This is a genomic window from Nonomuraea guangzhouensis (assembly GCF_019396345.1).
Lineage (GTDB): Bacteria > Actinomycetota > Actinomycetes > Streptosporangiales > Streptosporangiaceae > Nonomuraea > Nonomuraea guangzhouensis.
Window position 1 is genome coordinate 169,138 of the sequence record NZ_JAHKRM010000008.1, and the last position, 15,573, is coordinate 184,710.

The 15,573-nt window shown below is 69.0% G+C and carries 18 protein-coding genes; 10 read left to right on the top strand and 8 right to left on the bottom strand.

Translation table 11 applies throughout. The annotated features are described in order from the left end of the window. Positions 1-82 precede the first annotated feature (82 nt). Positions 83-637, bottom strand: coding sequence for a GNAT family N-acetyltransferase (locus KME78_RS17965; RefSeq protein WP_219530220.1), 555 nt, complete (start codon positions 635-637; stop codon positions 83-85). 178 nt (positions 638-815) lie between these two features. Here KME78_RS17965 and KME78_RS17970 point away from each other — a divergent pair, with 178 nt between their 5' ends. Continuing rightward, a complete protein-coding gene (locus KME78_RS17970) occupies positions 816-1,100 on the top strand; it encodes a hypothetical protein (RefSeq protein WP_219530221.1) in 285 nt (94 codons plus the stop codon). A 57-nt stretch (positions 1,101-1,157) separates the two neighbouring features. Beyond that, a complete protein-coding gene (locus KME78_RS17975; RefSeq protein WP_219530222.1) occupies positions 1,158-1,544 on the top strand; it encodes a ChaB family protein in 387 nt (128 codons plus the stop codon). Between the two features lie 9 nt (positions 1,545-1,553). Here KME78_RS17975 and KME78_RS17980 read toward each other — a convergent pair whose 3' ends face one another. The 3 genes from KME78_RS17980 to KME78_RS17990 all read right to left on the bottom strand — a co-directional run bounded on the left by KME78_RS17980 (position 1,554) and on the right by KME78_RS17990 (position 4,780). Further along, complete coding sequence (locus KME78_RS17980) at positions 1,554-3,380, bottom strand: transketolase (protein WP_219530223.1); 1,827 nt, start codon at positions 3,378-3,380, stop codon at positions 1,554-1,556. A 72-nt stretch (positions 3,381-3,452) separates the two neighbouring features. Next, a complete protein-coding gene (locus tag KME78_RS17985; protein ID WP_219530224.1) occupies positions 3,453-4,484 on the bottom strand; it encodes an SDR family oxidoreductase in 1,032 nt (343 codons plus the stop codon). A 32-nt stretch (positions 4,485-4,516) separates the two neighbouring features. Then, on the bottom strand, positions 4,517-4,780 hold the full coding sequence (locus KME78_RS17990; protein ID WP_219530225.1) for a hypothetical protein: 264 nt from the start codon (positions 4,778-4,780) through the stop codon (positions 4,517-4,519). Between the two features lie 71 nt (positions 4,781-4,851). Between KME78_RS17990 and KME78_RS17995 the strand changes: the two genes are divergently transcribed. Then, positions 4,852-5,100: a BON domain-containing protein gene (locus tag KME78_RS17995; RefSeq protein ID WP_219530226.1), complete on the top strand. Its 249-nt coding sequence runs from the start codon at positions 4,852-4,854 to the stop codon at positions 5,098-5,100. Next, positions 5,093-5,818, top strand: coding sequence for a metallophosphoesterase family protein (locus KME78_RS18000; protein ID WP_219530227.1), 726 nt, complete (start codon positions 5,093-5,095; stop codon positions 5,816-5,818). Before KME78_RS17995 ends, KME78_RS18000 begins: the two co-directional genes overlap by 8 nt. Before the next feature lie 4 nt (positions 5,819-5,822). Here the strand turns inward: KME78_RS18000 and KME78_RS18005 are convergent, their stop codons facing one another. The 3 genes from KME78_RS18005 to KME78_RS66170 all read right to left on the bottom strand — a co-directional run bounded on the left by KME78_RS18005 (position 5,823) and on the right by KME78_RS66170 (position 8,103). After that, positions 5,823-7,607, bottom strand: coding sequence for a SpoIIE family protein phosphatase (locus KME78_RS18005; RefSeq protein ID WP_219530228.1), 1,785 nt, complete (start codon positions 7,605-7,607; stop codon positions 5,823-5,825). 136 nt (positions 7,608-7,743) lie between these two features. Next, positions 7,744-7,893, bottom strand: coding sequence for a GPGG-motif small membrane protein (locus tag KME78_RS18010; RefSeq protein WP_165959640.1), 150 nt, complete (start codon positions 7,891-7,893; stop codon positions 7,744-7,746). Positions 7,894-7,977: 84 nt separating this feature from the next. After that, on the bottom strand, positions 7,978-8,103 hold the full coding sequence (locus tag KME78_RS66170) for a hypothetical protein (RefSeq protein WP_281428768.1): 126 nt from the start codon (positions 8,101-8,103) through the stop codon (positions 7,978-7,980). A 37-nt stretch (positions 8,104-8,140) separates the two neighbouring features. On the opposite strand from KME78_RS66170, the gene KME78_RS18015 reads away from it, so the two are divergent. Beyond that, on the top strand, positions 8,141-8,737 hold the full coding sequence (locus tag KME78_RS18015; RefSeq protein WP_219530229.1) for a nucleotidyltransferase: 597 nt from the start codon (positions 8,141-8,143) through the stop codon (positions 8,735-8,737). Between the two features lie 72 nt (positions 8,738-8,809). On the opposite strand, the gene KME78_RS18020 is transcribed toward KME78_RS18015, so the two are convergent. After that, positions 8,810-9,154: a PRC-barrel domain containing protein gene (locus KME78_RS18020; protein ID WP_219530230.1), complete on the bottom strand. Its 345-nt coding sequence runs from the start codon at positions 9,152-9,154 to the stop codon at positions 8,810-8,812. Between the two features lie 166 nt (positions 9,155-9,320). On the opposite strand from KME78_RS18020, the gene KME78_RS18025 reads away from it, so the two are divergent. The 5 genes from KME78_RS18025 (at position 9,321) to KME78_RS18045 (ending at position 15,492) form a co-directional block, all read left to right on the top strand. Beyond that, positions 9,321-10,391, top strand: coding sequence for an acyltransferase family protein (locus tag KME78_RS18025; protein WP_219530231.1), 1,071 nt, complete (start codon positions 9,321-9,323; stop codon positions 10,389-10,391). A gap of 35 nt (positions 10,392-10,426) precedes the next feature. Beyond that, positions 10,427-11,239 carry an SAM-dependent methyltransferase gene (locus tag KME78_RS18030; protein WP_219530232.1) on the top strand — a complete coding sequence of 271 codons (813 nt, stop codon included), beginning with the start codon at positions 10,427-10,429 and terminating at the stop codon, positions 11,237-11,239. A gap of 203 nt (positions 11,240-11,442) precedes the next feature. Next, positions 11,443-12,723 (top strand): DMT family transporter, encoded by a 1,281-nt coding sequence (locus tag KME78_RS64350; protein WP_246651288.1) that lies wholly within the window; start codon positions 11,443-11,445, stop codon positions 12,721-12,723. Positions 12,724-12,879: 156 nt separating this feature from the next. Further along, complete coding sequence (gene secA2, locus KME78_RS18040) at positions 12,880-15,072, top strand: accessory Sec system translocase SecA2 (protein ID WP_219530438.1); 2,193 nt, start codon at positions 12,880-12,882, stop codon at positions 15,070-15,072. 45 nt (positions 15,073-15,117) lie between these two features. After that, complete coding sequence (locus tag KME78_RS18045; protein WP_219530233.1) at positions 15,118-15,492, top strand: VOC family protein; 375 nt, start codon at positions 15,118-15,120, stop codon at positions 15,490-15,492. Positions 15,493-15,573: the final 81 nt, after the last annotated feature.

Sequence of the window (15,573 nt, forward strand, 5' to 3'; positions counted from 1 at the left end):
GCTTAGATGCACGAAATCGTGATTTGGTTGCAAGACGTCACAGGTCCCCCGCGCGCCACGGAGGACCCGTGCGTCATGATCATTATGTCAGGCTTCCATGTAGTGGCCGCCACTCAGGTCGCAGCACCGACATGGTGATGGCGTCGTGCCATTCGCCGTCCCAGAGCAGCGCGTCGCGCTGCACGCCCTCCTCGACGAATCCCGCCTTCTTGTAGACGTGCCTGGCGCGGTCGTTGAAGGCGAAGACCTCCAGGCCGATCCGGTGCAGCCGTGTCGTGGTGAAGGCGTGGCGGAGCAGCAGGTCGATGGCCTCCGTGCCGTAGCCCCTGCCGAACGCGCGGGCGCCGATCAGCGCGATGCGCATGCTGCACGCGAGGTTGCCCTCGTCGAGCTCGTTGAGCACGATCTCGCCCACGAAGGCGCCGTTCGCGATGATCGCCAGATCGAGGCGGTCGGCGTGCTGACTCCTCGTCGCGTACCAGTGGCGGCTGGCCTCCCGGTCGAACTCACCGTGCGAGCCGGTCAGCCGCCGTACTTCGGGGTCGGTGACCAGCTCGAACAGGTCGTCGGCGTATTCGGGGCCGACCGGGCGCAGCGTCACTCGGTCGCCCTGGAGGGTGGGCTTGTCAGCGAACATTCCCTCTGACTATCAACCCTGATCAGCCCACGGCAAACCCAATTCCGCGGCGCGGGCGCCGAGCAGGCCGCTGAGCAGGCGACTCATGGCCATCCTGGGGGACTCCAACAGCCTGGCCTTGACGACTGGTTTGTTTTCCGACCTGGGGATAGAGGTTCATCTCGTCAAGGAGGTAATCATGACCATCGCCGGAAGCATCATCCTCATCATGCTCGGCGCGATCCTGACCTGGGCCGTCGAATTCGATCTGGCCGGGCTCGACATCAACGTGGTCGGCGTCATCCTCATGCTCGGGGGTGTGGTGGGGCTGCTGTTCGGGATCTACCGGATCAGCGTGACCCGCAGGGCCGTGGCCCCGATCGACGAGCCGGTTCACCGTCACGAGGTCTACGACGAGCCCGAGGCTCGCCGGACCACGGTGTACGAGGAGCGCGCCCGCCGCTACGACGAGCCGCCCCTGTAGAGCGATGAACCCCCGTAACAAACCCCCATAACGACACCGTCGTAGGAGGTGACCGACATGCCAGCCAGCGAAGAGCTGCCGTCGACCATCCGCCGTTCACCGAAGAAGGCGCGGGACACGTGGATGAAGGCGCATGACTCCGCTGTCCAGACGTACGGGGAGGGCCGCCGCGCTCACATGACGGCCTTCTCCGCGTTGAAGCACACCTTCGAGAAGGTCGGCGACCACTGGGAGCCGAAGTCGAAGAAGGGGCCGTCCGACAAGGGCGCCACGGACCGGTCCGGCCGGACGGCCGAGGGCGTCAACGCGAACGCGACCAAGGAGCACCTGATGGGCGTGGCCGCCAAGCTCGACGTGCGCGGCCGGTCCAGGATGACCAAGCAGGAGCTCGTGGACGCCATCAAGAAGGCCAACCGCCGGGCCACCGCCAAGGCCCGCGGCTGACCCGACCCTTCACAGCACCCGCTTGACCGCCTCGGCTATCGCGTGGCGGTCTATGCGGGCGTCTGCCAGCTGTTCCTCCGGTGTCGCCGACCCGGGCAGGTCCCGGACGGCCAGCTTCACCACACGCGGCCCGAGCTCGCCGACGGCGTCGAGCACGGCGTCGCCCAGCCCGCCCTCCGGCCGGTGGTCCTCCACCGTGATGAGGGTGCCCGTGGTGGTGGCCGCCTCGGTCAGCGCGGCCGTGTCGATCGGCTTGATCGAGTACATGTCGAGCACGCCCACCTGGATGCCCTCCCGGCCCAGCTCGTCGGCCGCGGCCAGCGCCTCGTGCACGGTCACCCCGGCCGCCACGATCGTGGCCCGGTCCTCCGCCGACTGCCGCAGCACGGACGAGCCGCCCACAGGGAAGCGCTCGCCCGGCTGGTAGATCACCGGCGTGTCGCCACGGGTGGTGCGCAGGTACGACACCCCGGAGATGTCGGCCATCGCGGCGGTCAGGGCGGCGGTCTGGTTGGCGTCGCAGGGGTAGAGCACGGTGCTGCCGTAGACCGTGCGCATCATGGCGAGGTCCTCCAGCCCCATCTGCGAGGGGCCGTCCTCGCCGATCGACACGCCGGCGTGCGAGCCGACCAGCCTGATCGACGCCCGGCTCACCCCGGCCATCCTGATGAAGTCGTACGCCCTGGTGAAGAAGGCCGCGAACGTGGCGCCGTAGGGGATCCAGCCCCGTACCTGGAGGCCGACCGCCATCGCGACCAGCTGCTGCTCGGCGATGTAACACTCGACGAAGCGCTCGGGGAACTCCTTGGCGAACGCCTCGGCCTTGGTGGAGTCGGCCACCTCGCCGTCGACCACGACCACCTCGCCGCGGGCCGCGCCCACGGCGACCAGCGCCGCGCCGAACCCGGTCCGGGTGGCCACCTTGTCACCGACCTTGTACGCGGGCAGCGTCAGCTCGCCGTCGTGGAAGCGGAACGGCTCGCCGGTGGGCTCGGGCGGGAGCACCTCGACCCGCAGGTCCCGCGCGCCGCCCAGCTCGCTGATGGCCTTGTCCGGGTCCTTGAGCGGCTTGCCGTGGGCGCCCTCGCGGTTCTCCACCTCCAGGACGCCCTCGCCCTTGCGGGTCTTGGCGAGGATCGCGGTCGGCCGTCTGCGTGTGTTGCAGGCGTCGTTCATGGCGAAGTCGATCTGCCCCGGGTCGTGGCCGTCGATCTCGATCGTGTGCCAGCCGAACGCGCCGAACCTGCGGGCGTACGCGCCGGTGTCCCAGCCGTGCCTGGTGGGGCCGTGCTGACCCAGCCGGTTGATGTCCACGATCAGTGTCAGGTTGGCCAGCCCCTCGACCCCCGCGTGCTCGGCGGCTTCCCAGATGGACCCCTCGGCCAGCTCGCTGTCCCCGCAGAGCACCCACACCCGGTACGGCAGGCGCTCCAGCCGACCGGCCGTCGCCACCCCGACCCCGACGGGCAGCCCTTGGCCGAGCGAGCCTGTGGCCACGTCCACCCACGGCAGGTCGGGCGTCGGGTGGCCCTCCAGCCGGCTGCCCCGCTTCCTGAACGACAGCAGCTCCTCGTCGCTGATCGCGCCCGCGGCCTTGTACAGCGAGTAGAGCAGCGGCGAGGCGTGACCCTTGGAGAAGATCAGGTGGTCGTTGCCGGGGTTGTCCGGAGCCTGGAAGTCATAGCGCAGATGGCAGGCGAACAGGACGGCCATCAGGTCGGCCGCCGACATCGACGAGGTCGGGTGGCCGGACCCGGCGGCGGCCGAGCTGCGTACGGAGTCCACACGTAGCTGGGCGGCGAGTTCGGACAGGAAACGCAGATCGCGTTCGGACATCAGGTCCTCCTCGTAGTTGCCCCGCCGCCTACCCCTTCTGGGGTGCTTAACGCTGACCGGCCCGAGGCTTCCTCAGGTCTTGGCCCGGCGGAAGAAGGCCGCGAGGCCGGTCGCCGTCGCGGCGGCGGCCAGGCCGAGCAGCACCAGGCGCCGGTGCTGCGACATCCACAGCTGCGGGCTGTGGGTCTTCGAGCGCTGGTCGAAGCCGCCGTGCGCGCCGTAGTCAAGGTCTTCGTCCGCGGGTTCCCAGAGGTTGGCCACACCGCTGCGCGGCTTCTCGTCCGTCTGCTGGGATTCCACGCCGGTCCGCGCCAGATAGCGGTCCACCAGGGCGGGCGCGATCCGCTGCGCGAGCAGGGTGGCCGCGGTCGTGACGCCGACCCAGTACTCCTTGCGTTCCGGGTGCTCGGCGGCGTACACGATGCCGTGGGCCGCCACCTCGGGCTGGTAGATCGGCGGGACCGGCTGCGGGTGGCGGCGCAGCTTGCTGAGCACCCAGTCGAACTGGGGAGTGTTCACCGCGGGCAGCTGCACCATGGTGATCTTGATGTTGCTGTGGTCCGCCATGAGCTCGACGCGCACCGACTCGGAGAAGCCCTTGATCGCGTGCTTGGCCCCGCAGTACGCGGACTGCAGAGGGATCGCCCGATACGACAGGGCCGAGCCGGTCTGTACGATGACGCCCCGGTTGCGGGGACGCATCAGCTCAAGGGCCACTTTGGTGCCCCAGACGTAGCCGAGGTAGGTGACCTGAGTCGTCCGCTCGAACTCCTCGGGGGAGATGTCGGCGAACCGGGCGAACACCGAGGAGAACGCCACGTTGATCCACACGTCGATCGGGCCGATCTCCGCCTCGACGCGTTCGCCCGCCTGCCGTACCTGGTCATAGTCGGCCACGTCCGCCTCATAGACCTGCCCGCTCCCGTCGGCGGCGCCGACGTCCACGGCCGCGGCGCCCAGGCCGGTCGTCCCGCGGGCGATCAGCGCGACCTTGGCGCCCTTCGCGCCGAGCTCGCGTACCACCGCGCGGCCCACCCCGCCGCTCGCGCCCGTCACCACGACCACGCGTCCGCGCAGGTCGTCGGTGATGTCCGTCTTTGTCATGAGATTCTCGGCACTCTGTGGCGCCATGAGGGTCAACCCGCCTCTTCTGATCTGCCGCGGCGCTGCCGTCGGATGGCCAGCACGATGTCGATGACCACGGCGATCGCCGCCACGACGGCGATGCCGGTCATCACCGGAGCTCTGGCGACGAGGCCGAGCACGGCGAACGCGAACAGGAACACCAGGATGAAGGAGCCCACCATGATGTGCGCCACATCGCGCGGTGTCGCGGGAACCATCGCGTGGGATCGCTCGTCCCGGCTCTCTTCCCAATCGTCGTTGGTGTTCTCTGGCATGCCGCTCACCTGCCCTCGCCGTTTGCCACTTAACGCCCCGGGTAGCGGCCTCGGAGAAGGAGGAATCTGCGATGGAAGCTCCGCAGTACGTCGCGGCCAGGGTCCAGCGAGCGCTGGCGGAGGACGCGCGCACGCACGAGCTCGGCATCCGCGTCGACATCAGAGGCGATCAGCTGTTCCTGCGCGGCCAGGTGGAAGGGGCCGAACAGCGTGAGCGGCTCGGGGCGGTGGCCCACGAGACCGCGCCGGCCCTCCACCTGCACAACGAGATCAGGGTCGTCGACATCACCGAGCCCGGAGAGGATGAGCACCTTGACTGACCTCCGCATAGCGGCAGTAGGCGACATCCACCTGGGCGAGGACCTGAAGGGCCGATACCGGAAACACCTGGAGGGCATCGAGGAGCGCGCCGACGTGCTGATGCTGGCGGGCGACCTGACCCGCCACGGCACGCTGGAGGAGGGCCGGGTGGTGGCCGACGAGTTCCGCGACCTGCCGGTGACCGTCGTGGCCGTGCTCGGCAACCACGACTACCACTCCGACCTGCAGTACGAGATCGCCGGGGAGTTGCGCGACGCCGGGATCACCGTGCTCGACGACGACGGCGCCGTGCTCCAGTGCGGCGAGACGAAGCTGGGCGTGGTCGGCGGCAAGGGCTTCGGCGGCGGGTTCGCGGGCAAGAGCGCGAGCGAGTTCGGCGAGCGGGAGATCAAGAACTTCGTGGCGCACACCCGCTACATCGCCGAGGCGTGGAAGGTGGCGCTGAAGGAGGTCCAGGCCGACCACCGCGTGGTGCTGTCGCACTACTCGCCGGTCAAGGAGACGCTGGAGGGTGAGCCGCCCGAGATCTACCCGTTTCTCGGCAGCTACCTGCTGGCCGAGGCCGTCGACACCGCCGGGGCCGACCTGTTCCTGCACGGGCACGCGCACAAGGGCACCGAGAAGGGCATGACGCCGGGCGGGATCAGGGTACGCAACGTGGCCCTGCCGGTGCTCGGCAGAGCCTACGGCGTCTACTGCATCGACGACTGCGACTGATCGGCTACAGGACCCGGGCGGCGGCGATGCAGACGTCGTCGTCGGTGCCCCGGCCGTCCAGGTGGGCCAGCACGCAGTCGATCACCTTCTCCGGGTCGGCGCAGCCGCACTGGCCCGCGGCCTGGGCTAGGGCGGTGATCCCGGCGTCGAGGTCCTGGCCACGCCGTTCGATGACGCCGTCGGTGTAGAGCACCAGGACGTCGTCGGCTTCCAGTTGCGTCGTCGCCAGGCCGTACTCGGCTTTCTCGAAGGCGCCCAGCATGGTGCCGGGCACGCCTTCGAGCAGCTCGGCCCGGCCGTGCCTGATCAGGAGCGGCGGCGGATGGCCGGCGTTCGTCCAGGTCAGCGTGCGGTCCGCGGGGTCGAAGTGGCCGACGATCGCGGTGCCGGTCACGGTCACGCCGTTGTTGGAGTGGACGAGCAGGTCGTTCAGCCAGGTGGCGATCTGGTTGGCGGGCGCCTGCGTGTAGGCCAGGCCGGCCAGTGCCGAGCGCATCTGCAGCATCAGGGCCGCCGCGGCCAGCCCGTGGCCCATGGCGTCGCCGATGCCCAGCAGCACCCGGCCGTTGGGAATGGGACGGGCCTTGAACCAGTCGCCGCCCAGCCGGGCCAGCTCCTCGCTGGGCAGGTAGCGCACCCCGATGGACAGGCCGGGCAGCTGCATCAGTCCCCGGCGTACCGGCAGGATCGTGTTCTGGAGCTGCACGGCGACGCGGTGCTCCTCCTCGGCCCGCTCCCGCTGCAGGGAGGCCTGCGCGTGGGCCACGGCCAGGGCCCGCTCCCTGCGCCGGTTCTTGGTCACGTCCTGGACGAGGAAGCGCACCTTGACGGGCAGCCCCTCGGTGTCGAGCACCGGCTCACTGACCACGCTGAGATGCCGCAGCCCGTGCCGGTGCTGGATGCGGAACTCGGTCTCGACCGCCTCGCTGTGCTCCAGGAGCGTGCGCAACTGGTCGTCCACGACGGGCAGGTCGTCCGGCACCACCACGAGAGGCAGGTCCTCAAGGGGCATCGGCCCCTCGCCGCGCTCCCTGCCGAACATCTCGTACATCTGCGGCGTCCACAGCGTCTGCTGGGTGGCCAGGTTCCACTCGCCCCAGCCCAGCTCGGCCAGTCGTTGCGCCCGCTCCCAGCCGGCGACCAGCACTTCCTCGTCGTCGAGCGCGGACCAGGTGACCAGCAGCCCGCCCTCGATGCGTACCGCGCGGACGCTCATCGTGGCCGGCCAGAGCTGATGGTGCCGCACCTCGACGAACTCGAGCGAGCCCCGGTACAGCGTCTCACCGGTCTCGAAGGCGTTCAGGAAGTCGTCGAACAGCCCCGAGCCGGCCGCGCCGGGGCTGGTCTCGATGAGGCGGCGTCCGCGCAGCTCCGCGGCCGTCCGCCCGGCCACGTCACCGGCGTGCTGGTTGGCCGCCGCGATCAGGAAGTCCACGACGCGGCCCGCGGCGTCGCGGACGGGCGTGAGGAAACACGCCGAGATGTGCACGGTTTCCAGGACCCCGGTGATCCAGTCGGGCAGCACCGGCGGCTCGATCGCCCGATCGGGCGGCTTGTCGATCCCCCTGGCGATCTCGACCAGCGCGAGCCCGCTGTCCTGGGCCATGTGGGAGAGCTGGTCGGCCGCTTCCGCGGGCCTGATGTTCAGCCGGGTCGCCAGCCGGGCCGTTGCCTCGTCGACGATCGCCTCGTTGCGCATCCGGCGACGCAACCGCGTCAGCAGCTCGCGAATCCCGGCGGCCGCCGCGCCACAGTCATAGCGGCCGCCGAACGGCGGGTAATTGCTCACATCCTTCCCATTCCCTACCAGAGGACGGGAAAGAGGTGCATACGTTGCGATATTTCAGCAAAAAGTAGACGGTCCACTGGGCCGAACTCGGAGACCGGCCCAGTGGAGGGGACGGTGAATCGGGGCGTCTGGCCCCTTACACATTGAAGATGCTGACCCCACCGGGACCCACCAGGAAGCCGAGAACGATGAGGACGATTCCCCAGAGGAGGTCGCGCCGGGCCAGGATCACGTAGATCCCGGAGATGACGAGTATTACGGCGATGATCCAGAGCAAAGTAGCCATGAGCCGCCTCTGCCCTCAGCGATCGGCCTTTAACGTGCCTTCCAGTGAAACGCCAGGTTAGAAGGGGTCTATAGCCTTATTTCGCTAATCGGTGGCCTTGATGAGCTCGCCGATCGTGTTGCGGGGCGTCTCATCCAGCTCGGCGGGCCCGCTCACGCCCTCGTAGCGGGCGAAGGGGGCGCGCAGCAGGCAGGCTCTACTCTCGGCCACTGGGTCTACTCGGCGATCGTGCGGGTAGCCAGAGCACATGGGCAGCCATAGTCATGCGGTCACCGATGCCATCCTCGACACACTCAAGCGTGCGAGCTCTGGATTGAAGGATGCCGGGGTGAAGTTCGCCCTGGCGGGCGGGTGCGCCGCCTACGCGAGAGGCGCGGCTCCCTCGTTGCACGACGTCGACTTCGTGTTGACCGAGCACGATGTGCCGGCCGCGCTCGAGGCTCTGCGGGGGATCGGCTTCACCACCGCCAAACCGCCCGAGGACTGGCTGGTCAAGGCGTACGACGAGGACCGGCTGGTCGATCTGATCTTCCGGGTGTCCGACCAGCCGATCACTGACGAACTGCTCGACCGGGCCGAGCCGATGACGGCGTCGGCGGTCATCGTGCCGGTGCTGGAGGCGACCGACCTGGTGATCTCCTGGCTGCTGCCGCTGTCGGAGCACGCCTGCGACTACGGAGCGCTGCTGCCCCAGGTGCGGGCCCTGCGCGAGCAGGTCAACTGGCCCAGGGTGGCCGCGGTGGTGGCCGGATCGCCGTACGCCACCACGTTCCTCACGCTGCTCGAACGCCTGGCCGTACTGGAGGCACCGGTGCGGGCCGACGGCGACCCGCACTGGCCCTGATCCCCGTTCCCTGCTTCGTACGCCGAGAGCCGCGCCCCGGTCGGGACGCGGCTCTCGATTCGTGCGGGGAGCTTAGTGCGGGAAGCGGCCGTAGTAGTCACCCAGCCGCGTCCTGTACTCGGGCTCCTTGAATCTGCCCTCGTCGAACTCGGGCGCGTCCTTGATCTCGGCCTTGGTACGCGAGACGTGGACGTTGCGCTCCTGCGGGTCGATACGTGTGACGACCTTCGCGGGGAGCATGACCTTCTTGCCGAAGATCCACGGTCCGGTGTCGACGATGATGTAGCTCTCGCCGACCTCGTACGTGGCCTCATCGACGGACCCGATCTTCCCGTCCGTCGCCTGCACGTGGTAACCCACGAGGTCCAGGGCCTGGCCGCGGTTGTAGACATCAGACTGATAGTCCCAGAGCTCCATGGCTCATCCTCTCTCGGTCTTTCGTCTTTCTCGGGCAGGCATTCCGCTACCCCGCCTGTCTCCGCTAAACACTGTCTCCGCTAAACACCGCGCTCTCGTATAGCGGCCTTCAATGGGGCGTCAAGCCGGCTCCGTCACCCTCCTCATGACGAAGGGGGACGGATTCATGCGGAACAGACTGTACGAACTCGACGGGCTCCGGTTGCTGGCGGCGCTCTGCGTGGTGTTCTTCCACTACACGTTCTCGGGGTGGGCCGGTGGTCACAGCCCGGTCGTCTTCCAGGCCGAGAGCGTCTGGTCCAAGTACGGCTACCTGGGTGTGGACCTGTTCTTCATGATCAGCGGATTCGTGGTGCTGATGAGCGCTTGGGGCAGGACCCCGCGCGAGTTCGCGGTGTCGAGGGTGATCCGGCTCTACCCGGCGTACTGGGTGGGCATCGCCGTCACCACGCTGGTCACCGTAACGCTGGGAGCGGGGGTCTTCTCCGTCTCCTTCGGGCAGGTGCTGGCCAACCTCACGATGTTCCAGGCGGTGCCGGACGTGGCGAACGTCGACGTCGTCTACTGGACGCTCTGGGCTGAGATGCGGTTCTACCTGCTCATCCTGGTGTTCGCCTGGATCGGGATGACCCGGGGGAGAGTGCTGGCGGGGCTGTGGGCGTGGCTGGGGCTGACGCTCGCGGTCGAGGCGGGGGTGCTGCCGCCGATGATCGACCTGGTGGTGCAGTCGGAGTTCGCGCACTACTTCATCGCGGGGATGGCGCTGTTCATGCTGTACAAGTTCGGGCCCAGCAAGCAGGTGCTGGTGCTGGTGCCGCTCTGCCTGGGGAACGCCGTCTACCGCGCCATCGGCTACGCGACGGCGGTGGGGGAACGTTATTCGGTCGAGTACAGCCCGGTGGTGATCGCCCTGGTGGTCATGGCGCTCTTCGCGGTGATGACGCTGGTCGCGCTCCGGGTGACGGCGCCGCTGGCCATGCCGTGGCTGGCGACCGCGGGCGCGCTCACGTACCCGCTGTATCTGCTGCACGCGCACGTCGGTTTCATCGTGTTCGAGCGGATCGGTGGGGCGGTCGACAAGTACGTTCTGCTCTTCGGGCTCATCGCGGTGATGTGCGCGGCGGCGTACGCGGTGCACCGTTTCGTCGAACGGCCGCTGGCGCCCGCGCTCAAGCGCGTGATGGCTCCCCGGCGGCAGCCGGCGGTGCTGGTCAGAGGTTTCGGAATGGCCAGGTAGCGGATAACATCCGCGTCACGGAAGAAGGGGGACAGGTGAGTCTCGGGTCCGAGTGGGCGCCTCCCGGCGTGGACAGCACCACGGCGAGTGTCGCCCGCGTGCACGACGCGCTCCTGGGCGGCACCGAGAACTTCGCCGTGGACCGGGCCATCGCCCGCCGCCTGAAAGAGGCCGTGCCCGAAGTGGTCAACCTCGTCTGGTGCAACCGGGCCTTCATCGGCCGGGTCGTCGACTTCCTGGTCCGCGAGGCCGGGATCCGGCAGATCATCGACCTGGGCGCCGGGCTGCCGACGATCGAGAACACCCACGAGGTCGCCCAGTTCGCCGACCCCAACGTACGGGTGGTGTACGTCGACTGCGATCCCATGGTCGAGCCGCACGCCCGGGCGATCCTGAACGGCAACGAGCACGCGCTGGCCATCACCGAGGACGCCAGGGACGCGGAGGCGGTGCTGCGGCATCCGAGGGTGGCGCGGCTCATCGACTTCTCGCAGCCCGTCGGGCTGATGGCGATCGGGCTGCTGCACCTGTTCTCCGACAAGGAAGACCCGCACGGGCTGGTCAAGCGCTACATGGCCGCGCTGCCGCCCGGGAGTTACCTGGCGGCCTCCAACATGCTGGCCTCGGTCAGCCCGCAGGCGCAGGCGCTGGAGGCCATGCTGCACGTGACGATGGGGACGGGGCACTTCCGGCCGCGGGCGGAGATCGAGCGCTTCTTCGACGGGCTGGTGCTGGAGGAGCCCGGGGTGGTGCACTTTCCGGAGTGGCGGCCTGACGAGCGGTTGCCTGGGCCGTTGGCCACGTGGGAAGCGCTTTTGCTGGGGGGCGTGGCGCGCAAACCGGCCTGAGTTCCTTGTTGCTGGAAACGTGGGTGAATTGGGTGGTTCGTCGGCGCTAGGGTGGTCGTCGTGCCGCATCGACTGATCTGTTCCCCTCCGCCCGCCAAGTAGCGGGCGGCTTTTCCCGATTTTTCCGGATCTGACCAGGTCTGGGAGTGGCTGCTGCCCGCCTACCGGGCCCTTTCCCACCACTCCATCCGGAGAGATCAGTCATGTCGCACGTCTCCGCGCGGCGGGGCACCTTCTACGTGTCCGTCGCCGCGACCGCCTGGGGCACCGGCGGTGCCGCCGGGTCCCTGCTCTTCCAGTCGGGCGGGCTCGACCCGGTCGACGTCTCGTTCTGGCGCTACCTCCTGGGCGCCGCCTTCCTGTACGCCGCCGCCTGCCTGAGGTCGGCACTCACCCGCCCGACGTCACCCGCCGCCCGTCCTGGGTCGGCCACGGCCGGCCCTGGGTCGGCCATCACCCGCTGGGCGGCGGCAGTTTCCCGCCTGAGGTCGGTTATCACCCGCCTGAGGGCGGTCGCTGCCCCCATCACGTCCGCCACCATCCAGTCCACGGCAGCCACTAACGGCCTTACGTCGGACGTCGTCCGGTCGGGTGATGTCGGCGGGTGGGGGCGTCGGCGTTCTCTGCCGAGTGGCGTCGGCGGGGGGCAGTGTCAGGGTTCTCTGCCGAGTGCTGTGGGCGCGTGGTGGCGTCCGAGTTCTCTGCCGGGCCGGGTTGGCGGAGGGCGGGGTTCTCTGCCGGGCCGGGTCGGCGGATGGCGAGGTTCCCTGCAGGGTCGGGTCAACCGGCGGGTCCTGGTCGTCGGTGTCGGGATGGCCATCTATCAGACCGCCTACTTCGGCGCGATCGCGCAGTCCGGTGTCGCCATCGCCACGGTGGTCACGATGGGTGCCACGCCCGTGTTCACCGCTCTGGGAAGCCGGTTTCTCCTGCGGGAGCACCTGGGCCGCGCCGCCCTCGCCGCGCTGGCGACGGCGCTGGGCGGTCTGTTCCTTCTCACCGGCGAGAGCGCCATCTCCGCCGGGGACACCGGGAACGTCGGTGGCGGGCGGCCGGCCGGGATCGCGCTGGCGCTGGTGTCAGCCGCCGGGTACGCCGCCGTGACCCTCTACTCGCGCCGCCATCACGACGACCCCCGGCGTACGGCCATGGGCGGGTTCGCCGTCGCGGCCGCCTGCCTCGCTCCGTTCGCCTTGGCCGGCGGGGTGCTGCCGGCAGCCGGGGTGACCCCGGTCGCACTGCTGCTCTATCTCGGCGCGGTGCCGACCGCACTCGCCTACGCGCTGTTCTTCCGAGCCCTGACCGCGCTCAACGCCACCACGGTCTCGATCATCTCGCTCGGCGAAGCCGTCGGCGCGGCGGTGCTCGGGGTGGTGGTGTTCGGCGAGCGTCTCGCGCTCCTGGCATGGTGCGGGTGCGCGTTGTTGCTGGCGGCCGTGGTGGTGCTGGCCGTACAAGCAGGGCGTATGACCGATAAGGATTAGCGGTCGCGGAGCGGGGTGACGATTGCGGTCGTCCTATGAGTTAGGGTCCGGTACGGCGATGCTTGCCGTACCGTCGCTCCGCTCCCCGATTGAGCACACTTGACACTAAATGGGAACGGCGCTGACAAAGCATGCGTTGGAGGGATTGTGGCGTCGATTTCCGGAATAGTGAGAAACCTCCTGGATCGTCCGGGCGGGGTGAATCTCGGCCCGTACAAAAAGATCGTCAAGGCGGCGGCCGGACGGGCCGAACGCATCGGTGCGCTCGAGGAGCTGCCCCAGCCGAAAATGGATGATCTGGCCGAGTTCTGTGCGGTAGCGCGGGAGGCCGCCGACAGGACGCTCGGGCTCAGGCCGTACGACGTGCAGCTTCTGGGCACGCTCGCCCTCCTCGACGGGCAGATCGCCGAGATGGCGACCGGTGAGGGAAAGACGCTGTCGGGGGCGATGGCCGCGGCCGGGTACGCGCTGCAGGGCAAGCGGGTGCACGTGATGTCCGTCAACGACTACCTGGCCAGGCGCGACGCCGAGTGGATGGCGCCGTTCTACGAGGCGATGGGTGTCACGGTGGGCTGGATCGACCAGAACTCCACACCCGACGAGCGGCGCGCGGCCTATGCGAAGGACGTCACGTACGGACCCGTCAGCGAGATGGGCTTCGACGTGCTGCGCGACCGGCTGCGTACCGACGCGGCGGAGATCATCGTGCCCGCGCCCGAGGTGGCGCTGGTCGACGAGGCCGACTCGGTGCTCGTGGACGAGGCACGGGTGCCGCTGGTCATGGCGGGGGCGGCCGACGAGGGCAGCGCCGTGCCCGAGATGGCGGCGCTGGTCAGGCAGCTGATCCGGGGCTACCACTACGAGATCGACGACCAGGCGCGTAACGTCTACCTGACGACCAAGGGCGCCGACAGCGTCGAGGGCATGCTGGATGTCGAGCTGTACGACGAGAACGAGCCCGGCACGCTGATCGAGCTGAACCTGGCCCTGCACGCCCACGCCCTGCTCACCCGCGACGTCGACTACATCGTGCGCGACGGCAAGGTCCAGTTGATCAACCCGTCGCGCGGCCGGGTGGCCGTGCTCCAGCGCTGGCCCGACGGCCTGCAGGCGGCCGTGGAGGCCAAGGAGACGCTGCCGCCCAGCGAGAAGGGCGAGATCCTCGACTCGATCACCGTCCAGGGCCTGATCAAGCGTTATCCGCAGATTTCCGGTATGACCGGCACGGCGGTGGCGGTCAGCGAGCAGCTCGGCGAGTTCTACGGCCTCAAGGTCGCGGTGATCCCGCCCAACCGGCCGTGTGTCCGGGAGGACGCGCCGGACCGTATCTATCCGACCGTTCCGGACAAGGACGCGGCGCTGGTCGAGGAGATCCAGGAGGCGCACGCCACCGGCCGGCCCATCCTCATCGGCACGCTCGACGTGGCCGAGTCGGAGAACCTGGCCAAGCTCCTGCAGCGGCGCGGCATGGAGCCCGTCGTACTCAACGCCAAGAACGACGCCGAAGAGGCCGCGATCATCGCCAAGGCCGGCGAGCGCGACGCCATCACCGTCTCCACGCAGATGGCGGGCCGCGGCACCGACATCCGCCTCGGCGAGGGCGTCGCCGAACTGGGCGGCCTGTACGTGATCGGCTCGGGCCGCCACGCGAGCAGCCGCCTCGACGACCAGTTGCGCGGGCGCGCGGGCCGTCAAGGCGATCCCGGCGGTTCGGTGTTCTTCGTCAGCATGAAGGATGATCTCATCACCCAGTTCGTCCCCGACGAGCGGCCGCCCGCGGCCGACGCCGACGGCCTGGTACGCCACCGCCGCGGCGCCTACCTCGTGGGCCACGCCCAGCGGGTCGCCGAGGGCGTGAACCTGGAGATCCACCGCAACACCTGGCGCTACACCCGGCTGCTGGAGCACCAGCGCGAGCTCATCCTGGAGTGGCGCGACAAGGTCCTGCACAGCGACTCGGCGGCCAAGGCGCTGGCTGAGGCCGACCCCGAACGCTGGGAGGCGCTGCCGGAGGACACCCGCGACGAGACGGCCAGGCAGATCGTGCTGCACGCGATCGACCGCTGCTGGACCGAGCACCTGGCGTTCCTGACCGACCTGCGCGAAGGCATCCACCTGCGGGCGCTCGGCCGGATGAGCCCGATCGACGAGTTCCATCGGGAGGCCGTGGCGGAGTACAAGGCGCTGCTGACGGAGGTCGAACGCCGCTCGATGGAGTCGTTCGAGGCGCCGGAGCCCGACCTCAAGCGCCCCACCGCGACCTGGACCTATCTGGTGCAGGACAACCCGTTCGGCACGGAGTGGGACAGGATCCTCAAGCGGGTGACATCCGCCACACGTCGCGGCTAGCCGTACCTGACAGAGGGTGGCAGGTATGCCTGTCACCCTCGAACCATGACAACGAACGCGAAGCTCCTGGCCGTCACCATCGACTGCGCGGAGCCCAAGAGGATGGCCGAGTTCTGGCACCAGGTGACCGGGCTGGACATCCAGTACTCGGAGGACGAGTACGCCGCCGTGGGCGACGGTACGACGAACATCTACTTCGGCCGCGTCCCTGACCGCAAGCCGGTGGAGTGGCCCAGCGCGGACAAGCAGTTCCACCTCGACTTCCGGGTGCCGGACGTGGAGCGGGCCGTGGAGCAGTACATTGCGCTGGGGGCCACGAAGCCGGCGTTCCAGCCCGGCGTGACGGAGGAGAAGGTCGGCTGGATCGTGCTGCAGGATCCGGAGGGGCACGTGTTCTGCGTCTGTCCTGAGCAGTCCTGACCCGTCTTGCGGAGGACCGTACCGGTACGGCAGGTACGTCCGTGATGAGAGGGATGTTTGGCCTAAAGGATGATTGCAGCA

Coding starts and splice junctions, on each gene's coding strand:
- KME78_RS17965 (WP_219530220.1), bottom strand. CDS start 637: ATGTTCGCTGACAAGCCCACCCTCCAGGGCGACCGAGTGACGCTGCGC.
- KME78_RS17970 (WP_219530221.1), top strand. CDS start 816: ATGACCATCGCCGGAAGCATCATCCTCATCATGCTCGGCGCGATCCTG.
- KME78_RS17975 (WP_219530222.1), top strand. CDS start 1,158: ATGCCAGCCAGCGAAGAGCTGCCGTCGACCATCCGCCGTTCACCGAAG.
- KME78_RS17980 (WP_219530223.1), bottom strand. CDS start 3,380: ATGTCCGAACGCGATCTGCGTTTCCTGTCCGAACTCGCCGCCCAGCTA.
- KME78_RS17985 (WP_219530224.1), bottom strand. CDS start 4,484: ATGACAAAGACGGACATCACCGACGACCTGCGCGGACGCGTGGTCGTG.
- KME78_RS17990 (WP_219530225.1), bottom strand. CDS start 4,780: ATGCCAGAGAACACCAACGACGATTGGGAAGAGAGCCGGGACGAGCGA.
- KME78_RS17995 (WP_219530226.1), top strand. CDS start 4,852: ATGGAAGCTCCGCAGTACGTCGCGGCCAGGGTCCAGCGAGCGCTGGCG.
- KME78_RS18010 (WP_165959640.1), bottom strand. CDS start 7,893: ATGGCTACTTTGCTCTGGATCATCGCCGTAATACTCGTCATCTCCGGG.
- KME78_RS18015 (WP_219530229.1), top strand. CDS start 8,141: ATGGGCAGCCATAGTCATGCGGTCACCGATGCCATCCTCGACACACTC.
- KME78_RS18020 (WP_219530230.1), bottom strand. CDS start 9,154: ATGGAGCTCTGGGACTATCAGTCTGATGTCTACAACCGCGGCCAGGCC.
- KME78_RS18025 (WP_219530231.1), top strand. CDS start 9,321: ATGCGGAACAGACTGTACGAACTCGACGGGCTCCGGTTGCTGGCGGCG.
- KME78_RS64350 (WP_246651288.1), top strand. CDS start 11,443: ATGTCGCACGTCTCCGCGCGGCGGGGCACCTTCTACGTGTCCGTCGCC.
- KME78_RS18045 (WP_219530233.1), top strand. CDS start 15,118: ATGACAACGAACGCGAAGCTCCTGGCCGTCACCATCGACTGCGCGGAG.